The organism is Alsobacter soli (assembly GCF_003004785.1).
Taxonomy (GTDB): Bacteria; Pseudomonadota; Alphaproteobacteria; order Rhizobiales; family Beijerinckiaceae; genus Alsobacter; species Alsobacter soli.
Genome location: NZ_PVZS01000003.1, coordinates 170,168 through 184,870, shown reverse-complemented (window position 1 = coordinate 184,870; position 14,703 = coordinate 170,168). Strand labels below are relative to the sequence as shown.

General features: G+C 67.2%; 14 protein-coding genes. 11 read left to right on the top strand and 3 right to left on the bottom strand.

Going from position 1 to position 14,703, the window contains the following annotated elements:
* Positions 1-82 precede the first annotated feature (82 nt).
* Positions 83-2,215, top strand: a complete 2,133-nt coding sequence (locus SLNSH_RS03880) for a sodium-translocating pyrophosphatase (RefSeq protein WP_106335341.1) — start codon at positions 83-85, stop codon at positions 2,213-2,215.
* 116 nt (positions 2,216-2,331) lie between these two features.
* Here the strand turns inward: SLNSH_RS03880 and SLNSH_RS03875 are convergent, their stop codons facing one another.
* A complete protein-coding gene (locus SLNSH_RS03875) occupies positions 2,332-2,799 on the bottom strand; it encodes an outer membrane protein assembly factor BamE (protein WP_245422031.1) in 468 nt (155 codons plus the stop codon).
* Between the two features lie 177 nt (positions 2,800-2,976).
* On the opposite strand from SLNSH_RS03875, the gene SLNSH_RS03870 reads away from it, so the two are divergent.
* From SLNSH_RS03870 to SLNSH_RS03840, 7 genes are all read left to right on the top strand, one after another.
* Positions 2,977-3,528, top strand: coding sequence for a ubiquinol-cytochrome C chaperone family protein (locus SLNSH_RS03870; RefSeq protein WP_106335340.1), 552 nt, complete (start codon positions 2,977-2,979; stop codon positions 3,526-3,528).
* Positions 3,525-4,064 (top strand): YceD family protein, encoded by a 540-nt coding sequence (locus SLNSH_RS03865; RefSeq protein WP_106335339.1) that lies wholly within the window; start codon positions 3,525-3,527, stop codon positions 4,062-4,064. The genes SLNSH_RS03870 and SLNSH_RS03865 overlap by 4 nt, the downstream gene beginning before the upstream one ends.
* A gap of 124 nt (positions 4,065-4,188) precedes the next feature.
* Complete coding sequence (plsX, locus tag SLNSH_RS03860) at positions 4,189-5,259, top strand: phosphate acyltransferase PlsX (protein WP_106335338.1); 1,071 nt, start codon at positions 4,189-4,191, stop codon at positions 5,257-5,259.
* Entirely contained in the window at positions 5,256-6,230 is a 975-nt protein-coding gene (locus tag SLNSH_RS03855; protein ID WP_106335337.1) for a beta-ketoacyl-ACP synthase III, read from the top strand. Before plsX ends, SLNSH_RS03855 begins: the two co-directional genes overlap by 4 nt.
* A gap of 164 nt (positions 6,231-6,394) precedes the next feature.
* Complete coding sequence (locus tag SLNSH_RS03850; protein WP_106335444.1) at positions 6,395-6,709, top strand: integration host factor subunit alpha; 315 nt, start codon at positions 6,395-6,397, stop codon at positions 6,707-6,709.
* A gap of 44 nt (positions 6,710-6,753) precedes the next feature.
* Entirely contained in the window at positions 6,754-7,305 is a 552-nt protein-coding gene (locus SLNSH_RS03845) for a MerR family transcriptional regulator (RefSeq protein ID WP_196240209.1), read from the top strand.
* A gap of 47 nt (positions 7,306-7,352) precedes the next feature.
* Positions 7,353-8,597 (top strand): amidase, encoded by a 1,245-nt coding sequence (locus SLNSH_RS03840; RefSeq protein ID WP_106335335.1) that lies wholly within the window; start codon positions 7,353-7,355, stop codon positions 8,595-8,597.
* Positions 8,598-9,071: 474 nt separating this feature from the next.
* On the opposite strand, the gene acuI is transcribed toward SLNSH_RS03840, so the two are convergent.
* Both acuI and SLNSH_RS03830 read right to left on the bottom strand, forming a co-directional pair.
* The gene (gene acuI / locus SLNSH_RS03835) at positions 9,072-10,058 is read right to left on the bottom strand and encodes an acrylyl-CoA reductase (NADPH) (protein ID WP_106335334.1); all 987 of its coding nucleotides are present in this window, start codon (positions 10,056-10,058) and stop codon (positions 9,072-9,074) included.
* A gap of 103 nt (positions 10,059-10,161) precedes the next feature.
* Positions 10,162-11,403 (bottom strand): MFS transporter, encoded by a 1,242-nt coding sequence (locus SLNSH_RS03830; protein WP_106335333.1) that lies wholly within the window; start codon positions 11,401-11,403, stop codon positions 10,162-10,164.
* A 220-nt stretch (positions 11,404-11,623) separates the two neighbouring features.
* On the opposite strand from SLNSH_RS03830, the gene SLNSH_RS03825 reads away from it, so the two are divergent.
* From SLNSH_RS03825 to SLNSH_RS03815, 3 genes are all read left to right on the top strand, one after another.
* Positions 11,624-11,809, top strand: a complete 186-nt coding sequence (locus SLNSH_RS03825; protein WP_106335332.1) for a hypothetical protein — start codon at positions 11,624-11,626, stop codon at positions 11,807-11,809.
* A 172-nt stretch (positions 11,810-11,981) separates the two neighbouring features.
* Positions 11,982-13,082, top strand: a complete 1,101-nt coding sequence (nadA, locus tag SLNSH_RS03820) for a quinolinate synthase NadA (RefSeq protein ID WP_106335331.1) — start codon at positions 11,982-11,984, stop codon at positions 13,080-13,082.
* Between the two features lie 78 nt (positions 13,083-13,160).
* Positions 13,161-14,702: an L-aspartate oxidase gene (locus SLNSH_RS03815; protein WP_106335330.1), complete on the top strand. Its 1,542-nt coding sequence runs from the start codon at positions 13,161-13,163 to the stop codon at positions 14,700-14,702.
* Position 14,703 lies beyond the last annotated feature (1 nt).

The following is a 14,703-nucleotide window of genomic DNA, read 5'->3' as shown; positions in this document are numbered from 1 at the left end:
CCTAGGGGGGCGCGTCACAATAGCGGCTCGCCGCCGTCAGGCGCAGAGGGCCGTACCGCGTGGGAACTGCAAGGACGGCACAATGGCTTTAGCGTTGATCATCATCGGCGGCCTGCTATCGGTCGCCTACGGCGTGTGGGCGGTCGCGGACGTGAACCGTCGCGACGCCGGCACCCAGCGCATGCAGGAGATCGCCGCCGCGATCCGGGAGGGGGCCCAAGCCTACCTCAAGCGGCAATACACCACGATCGGGATCGTCGGCGTGGTGTTGTTCGTCGTCCTCGCCTGGCTTCTGGGCGTTACCGTCGCCATCGGTTTCGCCATCGGAGCGATCCTGTCCGGCGCCGCCGGCTTCATCGGCATGAACGTATCCGTCCGCGCCAATGTGCGCACGGCGCAGGCCGCGGCGCAGTCGTTGGCTTCGGGCCTCGACGTGGCGTTCAAGGCGGGCGCCGTCACGGGCCTCCTCGTGGCTGGCCTGGCGCTGCTCGGCGTCGCCGTCTACTACACTGTGCTGACGGGGCCCATGGGGCTCGCCCCGGATAGCCGCGTGGTGGTCGACGCGCTGGTGGCGCTCGGCTTTGGCGCCTCCCTCATCTCGATCTTCGCCCGTCTTGGCGGCGGCATCTTCACCAAGGGCGCGGACGTCGGCGCCGACCTCGTGGGCAAGGTCGAGGCCGGCATCCCCGAGGACGACCCGCGCAATCCGGCGACCATCGCCGACAACGTGGGCGACAATGTCGGCGACTGCGCCGGCATGGCGGCGGACCTGTTCGAGACCTACGCGGTGACGGTCGTCGCCACCATGGTGCTGGCCTCCATCTTCTTCGCCGGGCAGCCGATCCTCGCCTCGGCGATGATCTATCCGCTCGCGATCTGCGCCACTTGCATCGTGACGTCGATCATCGGCACCTTCTTCGTGAAGCTGGGCGCCAACAACTCCATCATGGGAGCCCTCTACAAGGGCCTGATCGTAACCGGCCTGCTGTCGATCGCGGGCCTCGCCATCGCCACCCAGTACCTGGGCTGGGGCGCGATCGGGACCGTTGGGGGCGTCACGATCACCGGCACGAAGCTTTTCGCCTGCGGCATCGTGGGCCTGCTCGTGACCGGCCTGATCGTCTGGATCACCGAGTACTACACGGGGACGGGCAAGCGGCCCGTGGTCTCCATCGCCCAGGCCTCGGTCACCGGCCACGGCACCAACGTGATCCAGGGCCTGGCCGTGTCGCTCGAGTCGACCGCGCTTCCGGCGCTGGTGATCGTCGGCGGCATCATCGCCACCTACCAGCTCGCCGGCCTGTTCGGCACGGCGGTGGCGGTGACCACCATGCTCGGCCTGGCCGGCATGATCGTGGCCCTCGACGCCTTCGGCCCGGTCACGGACAACGCCGGCGGCATCGCGGAGATGTCCGGCCTGCCCAAGGAAGTTCGGCACTCGACGGACGCGCTCGACGCTGTGGGCAACACCACGAAGGCGGTCACCAAGGGCTACGCGATCGGTTCCGCCGGTCTCGGCGCGCTGGTTCTGTTCGCCGCCTACACCAACGACATCCAGGCCTTCACCAAGGCTGGCGTGCCGTACTTCAAGGACGTGGGCGCGGTCTCCTTCGACCTGTCCAACCCCTATGTGGTGGCGGGCCTGATCTTCGGCGGCCTCATCCCCTACCTGTTCGGCGGCATCGCCATGACGGCGGTCGGCCGCGCGGCGGGCTCCGTGGTGGAAGAGGTGCGCCGGCAGTTCAAGGAGAAGCCCGGCATCATGCAGGGCACGGACCGGCCGGACTACGGCCGCGCCGTCGACATGCTAACGCGCGCGGCGATCAAGGAGATGATCGTTCCGTCGCTCCTGCCGGTGCTGGCGCCTCTGGTGGCCTATTTCGGCGTGCTGGCCATCTCCGGCTCCAAGGCGTCGGCCTTTGCGGCGCTGGGCGCCTCGCTGCTGGGCGTCATCGTCAACGGCCTGTTCGTGGCCGTCTCGATGACCTCGGGCGGCGGCGCCTGGGACAACGCCAAGAAGTCCTTCGAGGACGGCTTCATCGACAAGGATGGCGTGAAGCACTTCAAGGGCGGCGACGCGCACAAGGCTTCGGTCACCGGCGACACGGTGGGCGACCCCTACAAGGACACTGCCGGCCCGGCCGTGAACCCCGCCATCAAGATCACCAACATCGTCGCGCTGCTGCTGCTGGCGATCCTCGCCCACGCGGCGTGACGGGGAGGGCCCGGTTGGACGGGCCCTTTCGTCTCGTTCGAGCGGCCAACGAGATCCGCCCAACAAAAAAGCCCGCGGGAGACCGCGGGCTTTCGCGTGCAGCTTGCGGCTGCGAATCAGATGACGCCCTGGCCGGTCGCGCGCAGGAGCTGGCGGACCACGGAGAGCTCGTTGCCGCCCGTCGGCGTCGTGCGGCTGATGAAATCGAACACGACGCCGTCCTGCATGCCGTAGCTGGCGATCTTCTCGACCTTCATGCCCTTGTTGAAGTTGACCACCAACACGCGCTGGTCGATCACCGTTGGGTTCATGAACTGCAGCGGCTGGCTCGTCTTCTGGCTGATGTAGTACCAGGTCTGGTTGCCGACCGTGGACACCGTCGAGGGCGTTCCCATGGTGGAGAGAACCTTCTGGGCGTCGGTTCCCACCTTCAACTGGCTGAGCAGGTTCTCGTCCAGCACGTAGCCGCGGTTCTGCGCCTCGGTGTTGCAGGCCGAGAGACCGAGGCCAAGCGCGGCGCCAAGCACGAGCCGCATGGACCAAGCCGCGGCGAAGGACCTTTCCGAGGTCTTGCGAGACGCCATCGATGAACTCCCAGGAGGCCGACGAAGGGGCCGGATAGAGGGGGGCGGGACTTCGCCCGACGAATTCTCTTGCCGGAACCGGCAGGGATGCCGTAACCCGCGTCCGATGGAATTGCAAGGAGCGCCGCGGGCGACCTGGGAGCATGGGCGCTCCGCCTCGCCGCGGCACAAGCAGGCATGATCTTCGGCCTTTTCAGGCGGCGGGACCCCAACGCCGATATGGTGGACCGGCTCTATGCGGCGGTCGCCGGGCACTCGCGCGAGCCCGCCTTCTATCATGAGGGCCGGGCCCCGGACACCGTCGAGGGGCGCTTCGACCTCCTGGTCATCCACGCCTTTCTGACGCTCAGGCGACTGAAGGCGCTGCCAGCGCCCGGGCCTGACCTGGCGCAGGATCTCGTGGACGCCATTTTCAAGCACCTCGACCATGCGCTGCGGGAACTCGGCGTGGGAGACGTGGTGGTTCCCAAGCGCATGAAGACGATGGCGAGCGCGTTTTTCGGACGCGCCAAGGCCTACGAGGACGCGCTCAACGGGGCCGAGCCGCTCGAGGACGCGATCCTGCGGAACGTTTATGCCGGCGCGGCGGACCTGCAATCCGAGGCTGCGCAGATGGCCCGCTACGTGCGTGATTCGGCGGACGCCTTCGATCGGGTCGGGTTCGACGACATCGCCGCAGCGCGGCTGCCGTTCCCGGCCCCGGACCCTTATTTCGGAGGTCGCCCATGAGCGAACATACCGTTCCTCCGCTGCTCTCCCGCATGGTCGATGTCTCGACGATTCCGGCGGGCGGCCTTCAGACGCAGGTGGAAGCGACGCCCGCGGAGCGAGAGGCGATCGCCAAGGCCTACAAGCTGAACGGCGTCGACCGGCTGGAAGGATTGTTCAAACTCACCGGCCGCGGCCGCACCGTGAAGGTGACGGGCGAGGTCACCGCCGACATTCGGCAGACCTGCGTGGTGACGCTCGAGGAATTCCCGGCCACCGTGGCGGAAGAGGTCGATCTCGAATTCGCCGAGGACGCGCCGGAGGCTCGGACTCAGGAGGGGGACGAGGAGCGCTCGTCCGAGCTCATTGATGCGCCGGATCCCATCGTGAACGGCAAGATCGATCTCGGCGCGCTCGTCGCCGAGTTCCTGGCGCTGGGCCTGGACCCGTATCCGCGCAAGCCGGGCGTGGAGGAATTCGAGCACCAGGAAGACAATGGGGCCGAGGACTCCCCCTTCGCGGCCTTGGCCAACCTGAACCGCGAGCGCGACAGCTGACGCTCTCTCGTTCTCGGGAAAACGCGGTTGCCTCGCGCGGCCGCTCCGTTATTGTCCGCCGTCCGCACGAGCCCGCGTGCGGCTCCGGGGTTGTCGAGTCGTTTCCGGGCAGGCCACTGTTTTCATGACCCAAAAAGTGAGGATTTCGCTCGACGCGATGGGGGGTGACCATGGGCCGTCCGTGGTGATCCCCGGGGCCGCGCTCACGCTTCAACGGCGGCCCGACGCCGAGTTCATCATTCACGGCAAGGCCGAGGACTGCTTGCCTTTGCTGGAGCAGCATCCGGTTCTGAAGGCCGTGACGACGTTCCAGCACGCCGATATCGCCATCCGCATGGACGACAAGCCGAGCCAGGCGCTGCGGCAGGGGCGGTACAAGTCATCGATGTGGCGGGCGCTCGAGTCCGTGAAGAAGGGCGAGGCGGACGTCGCTGTCTCGGCCGGCAACACCGGCGCGCTGATGGCCATGTCGAAGTTCTGCCTGCGCACCATGGCGCAGGTCGACCGGCCTGCCATCGCGGCGATCTGGCCGACCATCCGGGGCGAAACCATCGTGCTGGACGTCGGCGCCACCATCGGCGCGGACGCGCGGCATCTCGTGGACCTCGCCATCATGGGCTCGGCCATGGCGGAGATCGTGTTCGGGATCGACAAGCCGACCGTCGGCCTCCTCAACGTGGGCGTGGAGGAGATCAAAGGCGTCGAGGAGGTGAAGTCGGCCGGGCGCATCCTGAAGGAGGCCTCATTCCCCCATCTCAGCTACGCCGGTTTCGTCGAGGGCGACGATATCGGCAAGGGCGCCGTGGATGTGGTGGTGACGGAAGGTTTCGCCGGCAACATCGCGCTCAAGACCGCCGAAGGCACGGCCAAGCAGATGGCCACCTATCTGCGCAGCGCTATGAGCCGCACGCTCATGGCCAAGATCGGATACATCTTCGCCAAGGGCGCGTTCGCCGCACTGCGCGAGAAGATGGACCCGCGCCGCGCGAATGGCGGCGTCTTCCTCGGCCTCGACGGCATCGTCATCAAGAGCCATGGAGGGGCCGACGCGACAGGGTTCGCGGCGGCGGTTGAACTGGGCTATGACATGGTCAAGCACGACCTGCTGTCCAAGATTCGCGACAGTCTCGAGGTCCATTTCCCGAGCGCGGCGCCTGAAACGGCTGTCGCGGCGCCGGAGACCCCCTCGTCATGACACTGCGTTCCGTCGTCATCGGCTGCGGCCACAGCCTGCCAGAACGGGTTCTTACGAACGCCGAACTGTCCACCATGGTGGACACCTCCGACGAGTGGATCATCGAGCGCACCGGGATTCGCCGACGCCATATCGCCGCCAAGGAGGAGACCACCTCCGTGCTGGCCACGCGCGCTGCGCGGGCGGCTCTGGCCTCCGCGGGGCTCAGCGGACCTGACATCGACCTGATCATCGTCGCCACCGCGACCCCGGACTACACGTTCCCCGCAGTCGCCACGCAGGTCCAGGCGGCGCTGGGGTCGCACACCGGCGCGGCCTTCGACATGCAGGCCGTGTGCTCCGGCTTCGTGTACGCGCTGACCACGGCCGACAAGTTCCTGGCCGCGGGCGCCGCCCGGCGAGCCCTGGTGATCGGCGCTGAGACGTTCTCGCGCATCCTGGACTGGACGGACCGCACCACCTGCGTGCTGTTCGGGGATGGCGCCGGAGCGGTGGTGCTGGAGGCGCGACGCGGCGACGGAGAACTGACCGATCGGGGCGTGCTGTCGACGCACCTGCGGGCCGATGGCCGCCATCTCGACAAGCTTTTCGTGGACGGCGGTCCCTCGGCTACCGCCACGACCGGCCACCTGCGCATGGAAGGCAAGGAGGTGTTCCGGCATGCGGTGACCTGCCTTGCCGAGACCATCGAGGAGACGTTCCGGCTGACGGGCGTGACCGCGGACCAGATAGACTGGTTTGTGCCGCACCAGGCCAATCGGCGCATCATCGACGCGACGGCGCGCAAGCTGGGCATCGATGCGTCCCGCGTCGTGGTGACCGTGGAAGACCACGGCAACACCTCCGCGGCCTCGATCCCGCTCGCCCTTGCGACGGCCTGTGCGGACGGGCGGATCAAGCCCGGGCAACTCGTCCTCATCGAGGCCATGGGCGGCGGGTTCACCTGGGGCTCGGCCCTGATCCGCTGGTGACCTTTCCCGCCGCATTGCAACCGCAAGCGGTGCTGCGTGGACCTTGCCTCATCGGCGTTGACCCTGACCGGCAAGGTGAATAGCTTTTGGCGTTAACAGATTAGCGGCGATCAACGCCGGTCGATTCCCGAACAATTCCAACAAACAACGGGGTGGGGGACAGCGTGGCCGAACGGACCATCACGAGAGCTGAGCTTTCCGAAGCCGTCTACAAGGGCGTGGGCCTGTCCCGAACCGAATCCGCCGCCCTGGTGGAATTGGTCCTGAAGGAGATTTCCGACTGCCTCGCCGCGGGCGAGACCGTGAAGCTTTCTTCGTTCGGCTCCTTTGTGGTTCGCTCCAAGGGCGAGCGCATCGGCCGCAATCCCAAGACGGGTGTCGAAGTGCCGATCGAGCCACGTCGGGTGATGATCTTCAAACCGTCCAACATCCTGAAGGCCCGCATCAACGGGCTCGACGCCGCGGCCGAGGAGGAGTGAGAGCCGCCGGCCGGTTGGTCTGACAGTCTGCCCGGGGGCTTGTGGTGGACAAAAGTCCTGACGCCTTTCGAACCATCAGCGAGGTCGCGGACGACCTCGATCTGCCGCAGCATGTGCTGCGCTTCTGGGAAACGCGTTTCTCCCAGATCCGTCCTTTGAAGCGCGGCGGCGGCCGCCGCTATTACCGGCCCGATGACGTCGATCTGCTGCGCGGGGTCCGGCAACTGCTCTATGGGCAGGGGTACACCATCAAGGGCGTGCAGCGGATCCTCAGGGAGCAGGGCCTGCGATCCGTTCAGGCCCTGGGCCGGGGCGAAATCACCGCGCCGATGCCGCCGCCACGGTCCGCGTCGGGGCTGGAGAACGACGAGGACGATTTTGCGCCGGAGGACGAGCGCGAGCCTATTCCCGACGAGGACGGCCAATTGTCCCGTCCAGCCATGCGCGTCCTTGCCGGCCCGGCGGGCGGAATTGTGCTATCCCCGGACGCCTTGCGGAGCCTGCAGTCCGCCCTTTCCGAGTTGCTCGAGTGCCGGAGGCTGCTCGCCGCAGCACGCGGGCAGGTCGGGCAGGACCTCGAGCTTGAACAGGGCTGAGCGCGAAGCCCGCTCCGCGCCAAGACCATAAAACGGGAGGAAGTCGCATGCTGTCGATCCTGGAGATCCGCCGGCAGGTCGAAGCAGGCGTGCTCACGCCCCGGGAGGCGGTCGCCAAGGCGCTCGTGTCGAGCCGGGCCCGCAATCCTGACCTGAAGGCATTCGCGGCCCTTGCCGACGACGACGGCGCCTTCCCCGAGGCTGGCCCGCTCGCCGGGGTAGCCGTGGGCGTCAAGGACGTGGTGGACACGGCCGACTTCCCGACTGAGTTGGGCAGCCCGGCCATCTATGGCGGCTGGCGGCCCAAGGCGGACGCCGCCATCGTCAGCCGGATCAAGCGGCTTGGCGGAGCGGTGATCGGCAAGACGGTGACGACGCCGTTCGCTTATCTCGACCCCGCCGAGACTGTGAATCCCCGCATGCCGAACCGCACGCCCGGCGGATCGTCCGCGGGCTCGGCGGCGGCGGTCGCGGCCGGCTTGATCCCCCTCGCCGTGGGAACGCAGACGGGCGGATCCGTGATTCGGCCCGCGTCCTATTGCGGGGTCGCCGCCATCAAGCCGTCGTTCAGGCTCTTGCCGACGGTCGGAGTGAAGGTCACGGCCTGGACCTTGGACACCCTCGGACTGTTCGCTGGAGGCGTGGCCGACCTCGCCTATGCGCTCCAGGCGATCAGCGGGCGTTCCATGGAGGCGCCAAGCGATCCGGGGGCGTTGCGTTTCGGGGTGACCACGATGCCGCACGCGGGCGAGCGCAGCCCCGATTCGGAAGCGGCGCTGGAATCTGCCGCGAAGGCCTTGGCTGAGGGGGGCGCGAAGGTGATTCGGGTAGACGTGCCGGACGCCTTCGGGGAGGCCGACCGGCTGCAGCCCAGGATCTATGAATTCGAGCTGTTCGCCAGCCTGGAATGGGAGTGGTCCGCGCACAGGGCCGAGCTTCCGCCGCGGCTCGCCGAAGCGCTCCAGAGCGGCGAGGGTGTCTCGCCTGACGCCTACGACGAGGCCCGCGCCGCAGCCCGCCGCGCCCGGCTCGCCTCCAAGGACTTGTTCTCGTCCGTGGACATCTTGATCACCTTGTCCGCGCCGGGGCCGGCGCCCGGGCGCGAGACGACCGGAGAGGCGCGGTTCAACCGGCTCTTCACCCTGCTCGGCGTGCCTTGCGTGAATGTTCCGGGCCTGCGCGCAAGTGACGGCGCGCCCATTGGAATCCAGGTCGTGGCGCCCTTCGCGAGGGACACGCGTGCCCTGGCGGCGGCGCAGTTCCTGGAGCAGCGCATCGCGACTCTTCTATGAGACTTTGCGAATAAATCGAACTTTCGCTGACGGAAGAAGGCATTCCACTGCGAACGTATTCGCAAAAGAGAAGGTCTGAGCCGTCACGTGTCCTCCAGCTTGGCCGCAGCAAATGTGTGACAGTCGAATGAATTCGATTGTGGAAACTTGAAACAACTTGAAGTTGTTGCGCCGCAGCAACAAAAGCGCTTGCGGAACATGCGTGGCCTGATAGCGTTACCGCAATGTTAACCGCCTAAGGAGGACCACATGGCCCTGGTGCAGCGGCTCAACATGATGGCGATGTGCGCGGCTTTCGCGCTGGTGGGCGCCGTCATCTTCGGTCTCTTCTGACGTTGCGTTCAGGCCCGCGCTATGGCCGGGCCGGACAGGGCGCGCGACGTCCGACGGTTTCAGATCTCAAGAACGACAACGCCGCCGATCCCAGGATCGGCGGCGTTTTTCATGGAAGCGGCGAGCGGGCGCGAATCGGGCTCAGCCGATCTCGACCACCACGCGTCCCCGGACCGCGCCGTCGAGGATGGCCCGACCGGTCTCGATCACCTTGTCAAAGGGAATGGTCGAGGTCAGCGCAGCCAGCTTGGCGCGGTCCAGATCGCGGTCCAGGCGCGCCCAGGCCTCCTGGCGGCGTTCCTTTGTGGCCATGACGCTGTCGACCCCCAGCAGCGCCACCCCGCGCAGGATGAAGGGCGCGACTGATGACGGAAGGTCCATGCCGCCGGCAAGGCCGCATGCTGCGATCGCGCCGTTGTAGCGGGTCATGGACAACAGATTGGCGAGCGTATGGGATCCGACCGAGTCGACGCCCGCCGCCCAGCGCTCCTTGGCCAGGGGTTTCGCGGGTCCGCTCAATTCGTTTCGGTCGATGATCTCCGACGCGCCTAGCTCTTTCAGGTACTCGGCCTCGGAGGTCCGACCTGTCGAGGCGATCACACGCCAGCCGAGCTTCGACAGGAGCGAGATCGCCACCGAGCCTACGCCGCCGGAAGCGCCGGTGACGATGGCCGGGCCCTTGTCAGGCGTCACCCCGTGCTTCTCGATGGCGATCACCGCCAGGGCGGCGGTGTAACCCGCGGTGCCGATCGCCATGCATTCGGCGGGGGTGAGCCCCTTGGGCCTCGCGATCAGCCAATCGCCCTTCACGCGGGCCTTCTGGGCGTAGCCGCCGAGGTGGGTTTCACCGACGCCCCACCCGTCGAGGATCACCTCGTCGCCCGCCTTCCAGTCGGGATGAGAAGAGGACTCGACCACGCCTGCGAGATCGATGCCCGGGATCATGGGAAACCGGCGCACGACGGGCGCCTTGCCGGTGATCGCCAGGCCGTCCTTGTAGTTCACCGTCGAGTGCGTCACCCGGACGGTGACGTCGCCTTCCATCAGGTCGGCTTCGTCGAAATCCCGGAACCCGCAGGCATAGCCCTGCTCGCCCTTGTCCACCACCACTGCGCGGAACGTCGCCATGGTCATCTCCTCGCCTGCGTCATATTGGCGGGAGTTGTGGAGCAGGCCAGGCGAGGGGGCAAGCCTGCCATCGGTGCAGGCTCGCCAAGCCGGGATGGGCGGCTCAGGCCGCAGCGGCAGACCGTTCGACGGGCTGTTCGCGGATCGGCAAGTTGATGATCGCGGAGGCCACGCCGAGCGCGATCGAGATCCACCAGACGATGTTGTAGGAGCCGGTCCGCTCGTACAGCACGCCCCCCAGCCAGACGCCCAGGAAGCCGCCCAACTGGTGGGAGAAGAAGGCGAAGCCGTACAGCATGGCCAGGTAGCGCGTGCCGAACATCAACGCGACGAGGCTCGATGTCGGCGGCACCGTAGAGAGCCAGAGCACGCCGATGAACACGCCGAAAGCGAGGGCGTTGGCCGGGGAAGGCGGCAGCATGATGAAGATCAGGACCGCGACGGACCGCGCCAGGTAGATGCCGGACAGCAGCCAGCGCTTCGGCATGCGGCCCGAGAGCCAGCCCGAGGCCAGCGAGCCGACTGCGTTGGCGAGGCCGATGACGGCGAGCGTCCAGGCCCCCACCCAGGCCGGGAGGTTCTGGTCCTTCAGATAGGCTGGCATGTGGGCGGTGATGAAGGCGAGCTGGAAGCCGCAGGTGAAGAAGCCGAGCACCAGGAAGACGTAGCTCGGGTGCCGAAATGCTTCGCGAAGCGCCTGGCTGATCGACTGGGAGGGCCCCTTCGCGGCTGACTCCGCAGCGTTGCCGCGGGTCGCCAGCGTCACCGAGAGCGGAATGACGAGCAGCACAGTGGCTGCAAAGACCATGGTCGTCTGCTGCCATCCGATACGATCGATCAGCAGGGAGCCGAAGGGCGGGAACAGAAACTGGCCGAAGGAGCCGGCAGCCGTTCCAAGCCCGAAGGACAGCCCGCGCCATTTCTCCGGCAGCAGCTTGCCGAAAGCGCCCAGCACCAAGTTGAAAGAACAGCCTGACAGTCCGAAGCCGATGAGGACGCCTGCGCCGATCGTCATTAGCCCGGGGGTGCTGGCCACCGCCATCAGGGCGAGTCCGCCAGCGTAGAGGATCGCTCCCAGGATCAACACGCGGATCGTGCCAAAACGGTCGGCGATCGCGCCGGCGAAGGGCTGGCCCACGCCCCAGAGGAGGTTCTGGATGGCGATGGCGAAGGAGAATACCTCGCGTCCCCAGCCGTACTCCTGGCTCATGGGGATCTGGAAAAGACCCGCGGAGGCGCGGGGGCCAAAGGTGATCAGGCCGCAGAGGCAGCCTGCCGCGAGGATGATTTCGGGAGCGAAGCGCGTCGCCCGGCGGGCGAGCGTTGTTTCGGCTGCTGCAGTCATGGGCGACTCCCTGCGGGGGCCAGGCTGATTCCGGAGCGGGGCACCATAGATGAGGTCGCTTCGATCAAGAAACGACGGCTTGTGATGTTTCCAATCGCGGATCGCGATCAATCAAGATTCCAGGCTTGCCAATGAAGCCTTGAAATCTGTGGATCGGACCAGATCGGTGCTGTGCCTGCCTGGTCGATGGGAGCATCGTGGGGCAGGGGGAGGCCTTTCCATGATCTCCAAGACAGACATCGAGGCCTTCTCGGATGGACAGCAGCTGTTCGTCAGGGACGGCGACGAGCGACCCAGCGAGGCAAGCTCATCTTTCAGGGCTATCGAGCAGGCGTCCCGCGCGTGGCTTACGGCCTGGGCGACCCTGTGGCGCCTTTTCACGCCGCCTTGGCTTCGGCTCCCGTGAACGGCGTGCTCTTGGGTGGCGTCATAAAATCGTCTCGAACCCCTTTCCATACGCCGAGCGCCTGCCTATAATACTTATGCTCAAATTGAGCATAACGCCACCGATCGCGCGACATCGCCGATCGGTCTTCTCCGTCTCTTCTTATGCTCAAAGTGAGCATTAGGGGGTCGCCATGGAAGCCCAGTTCGCCGTCGCCGAAGCGCGTGTCGCTTCTCCCCCGTCCGTGGCCTCCGTCGAGCTCACGCCCGGCCAGCGCAAATACGGCGTGGCGCCGATGCCCACGATCGCGTGGACGCCCGAGGTGGAGAAGGCGACGGCGCATCTGTACGAGAAGGTGAAGGATGTCATCCCGTCCGTGGAATGGCCTTTCTTCGCCCCGTACATCAAGGCCATCAACGAGCTGAAGGCCCAGCGGGGAGCCGTGATCCTGGCGCACAACTACCAGACGCCGGAGATCTTCCACTGCGTGGCGGATGTCGTGGGCGACAGCCTCCAGTTGGCCCGCCTCGCCGCGAAGGCCAAGGAGGACATCATCGTCCAGTGCGGCGTGCACTTCATGGCCGAGACATCCAAGCTGCTCAGCCCTGAGAAGACGGTGCTCATCCCGGACAGCCGTGCTGGCTGCTCGCTGGCGTCCTCGATCACGGGCGCGGACGTGCGGCTCCTGAAGCAGCGCTATCCCGGCGTGCCGGTGGTCACCTATGTGAACTCGTCCGCCGACGTGAAGGCTGAGACGGACATCTGCTGCACCTCGTCCAACGCCGTGCAGGTGGTGGAGAGCCTTGGCGTCGACCGGGTCATTTTCCTGCCCGACGAGTACCTGGGCAAATACGTCCAGACGCAGACCAAGGTGCAGTTGATCCTCTGGAAGGGCCATTGCGAGGTGCATGAGCGCTTCACGGGCGCGGAACTCCGGGCCTACCGCGAGGCGGACCCTTCCGTGCAGATCATCGCGCATCCGGAATGCCCGCCCGACGTGCTGGCCGAGGCGGACTTCACGGGCTCGACCGCGCACATGATCGACTGGGTGAAGACCAGGCAGCCGCGCCGGATCGTCATGGTCACGGAGTGCTCCATGGCGGACAACGTGGCCGCCGAGGCTCCGAAGGTGGAGTTCGTGCGGCCCTGCAATCTCTGCCCGCATATGAAGCGCATCACGCTGCCGAAGATCCTCGACAGCCTGGTGAACATGCGTGAGGAGGTGCTGATCGACCCGGCGATCGCCGAGCGCGCCCGCCTGCCGATCGAGCGCATGATCAACCTGAAGAACTGACGGCCCCACGGCCAGCGAAGCGTCCTCCCCCGGGTGGGGGAGGACCCGGGCTGCGCTCGCATTGAAAGGGCCATCGCCATGGCCTCGCCCATCATCATCGTCGGCGGCGGACTGGCCGGCCTGTTCTGCGCCCTGAAGCTCGCCCCCCGTCCCGTGACGGTGCTGGCGGCCGCGCCCATCGGTGAGGGCGCCTCGTCGTCCTGGGCCCAGGGGGGCGTGGCCGCGGCTATGTCCGAGGGCGACAGCCCGGAGAAGCACACCGCAGACACGGTGGCGGCCGGGGCGGGTCTCGTGGACGAGGCCGTCGTCCTCGGAATGGCCCAGGAGGCCGGGGACCGCATCCGCGACCTGCTTGGCTACGGGGTGCCCTTCGACAAGGATCTCGAGGGCCGGCTCGTCCAGTCGCGCGAGGCGGCGCACTCGGAGCGGCGCATCGTCCGGGTGCGCGGCGACATGGCCGGCAAGGCAATCATGGAGGCGCTGGTCGCGGCCGTTCGCAAGACGCCGTCGATCACGGTGCTCGAGGGCGAGGTCGCCGAGGGCCTCGTTCGCGAGAACGACCGGGTGGTCGGCGTGGTCACCCGCGGGCAGGGCGGGGAGGCTTCGGTCGCCCGGGTGCTGCCGGCCGGCGCAGTCGTGTTGGCGACGGGAGGCGTGGGCCACCTCTATGCGGTGACCACGAATCCGCCGCAGGCGAATGGGCACGGGGTCGCCATCGCTGCGGAAGCTGGCGCCCTGATCGCGGACGCCGAGTTCGTCCAGTTCCACCCCACCGCCATCGACATTGGGCGCGATCCTTCCCCGCTCGCGACGGAGGCGCTGCGCGGGGAGGGGGCCACCCTGGTCGATGGCGAAGGCCGCCGCTTCATGCCCGCGCTGCACCCTGATGCGGAGCTCGCGCCGCGAGATATCGTCGCCCGGGGTGTGTTCGCCGAGATCGCGGCAGGTCGCGGCGCCTTCCTGGACTGCCGCGAGGCTGTCGGGGCGGAGTTCCCGGAGAAGTTCCCGACGGTCTATTCGGTGTGCCGGGCCGCCGGCATCGACCCTGTCACGCAGCCCATCCCGGTGGCGCCGGCCGAGCACTACCATATGGGCGGAGTCTGGACCGACGCGCGCGGACGGACCACCGTGGCTGGCCTTTGGGCCGCCGGCGAAGTGGCCTCCACGGGCGTCCACGGGGCCAATCGCCTGGCGTCCAACTCGCTCCTTGAAGCCGTGGTCTTCGCCGCACGCATCGCGGACGACCTCAAGGACGCGCACCTGCCGGACGTTGGGAGCGTCCGCGCTCAGGCGGCTCATGGGCATCTTCCGCCGGCCCCTGTCGACGGGGACGTCGTGAGTCGCCTGCGTCGCATCATGAGCGCTCGCGTCGGCGTCATCCGGGAGGGAGCAGGCCTTGCGCAAGCCTGCCGCGAGATCCTCGAGTTGAGCGACAAGGCCCAAGGGGCGACCGTGCGCAACATGCTGACCACCGCACTGATCATTGCCGCCGCAGCCCTGGCGCGCACGGAAAGCCGTGGCGGGCATTTCCGCTCCGATTTACCCGAGCAAGATCCGCTGCTGGCGCGCCGTTCGCGCTTGAACTTGGCGGAAGCCCGTTTCCTCGCCAGCCAGGCCTGAT

What these genes read in the sequence shown, in the direction of transcription:
- SLNSH_RS03830 (WP_106335333.1), bottom strand. Translation starts at nt 11,403, where the DNA reads ATGACTGCAGCAGCCGAAACAACGCTCGCCCGCCGGGCGACGCGCTTC.
- SLNSH_RS03865 (WP_106335339.1), top strand. Translation starts at nt 3,525, where the DNA reads ATGAGCGAACATACCGTTCCTCCGCTGCTCTCCCGCATGGTCGATGTC.
- SLNSH_RS03840 (WP_106335335.1), top strand. Translation starts at nt 7,353, where the DNA reads ATGCTGTCGATCCTGGAGATCCGCCGGCAGGTCGAAGCAGGCGTGCTC.
- plsX (WP_106335338.1), top strand. Translation starts at nt 4,189, where the DNA reads ATGACCCAAAAAGTGAGGATTTCGCTCGACGCGATGGGGGGTGACCAT.
- SLNSH_RS03855 (WP_106335337.1), top strand. Translation starts at nt 5,256, where the DNA reads ATGACACTGCGTTCCGTCGTCATCGGCTGCGGCCACAGCCTGCCAGAA.
- SLNSH_RS03870 (WP_106335340.1), top strand. Translation starts at nt 2,977, where the DNA reads ATGATCTTCGGCCTTTTCAGGCGGCGGGACCCCAACGCCGATATGGTG.
- nadA (WP_106335331.1), top strand. Translation starts at nt 11,982, where the DNA reads ATGGAAGCCCAGTTCGCCGTCGCCGAAGCGCGTGTCGCTTCTCCCCCG.
- SLNSH_RS03825 (WP_106335332.1), top strand. Translation starts at nt 11,624, where the DNA reads ATGATCTCCAAGACAGACATCGAGGCCTTCTCGGATGGACAGCAGCTG.
- acuI (WP_106335334.1), bottom strand. Translation starts at nt 10,058, where the DNA reads ATGGCGACGTTCCGCGCAGTGGTGGTGGACAAGGGCGAGCAGGGCTAT.
- SLNSH_RS03880 (WP_106335341.1), top strand. Translation starts at nt 83, where the DNA reads ATGGCTTTAGCGTTGATCATCATCGGCGGCCTGCTATCGGTCGCCTAC.
- SLNSH_RS03875 (WP_245422031.1), bottom strand. Translation starts at nt 2,799, where the DNA reads ATGGCGTCTCGCAAGACCTCGGAAAGGTCCTTCGCCGCGGCTTGGTCC.
- SLNSH_RS03815 (WP_106335330.1), top strand. Translation starts at nt 13,161, where the DNA reads ATGGCCTCGCCCATCATCATCGTCGGCGGCGGACTGGCCGGCCTGTTC.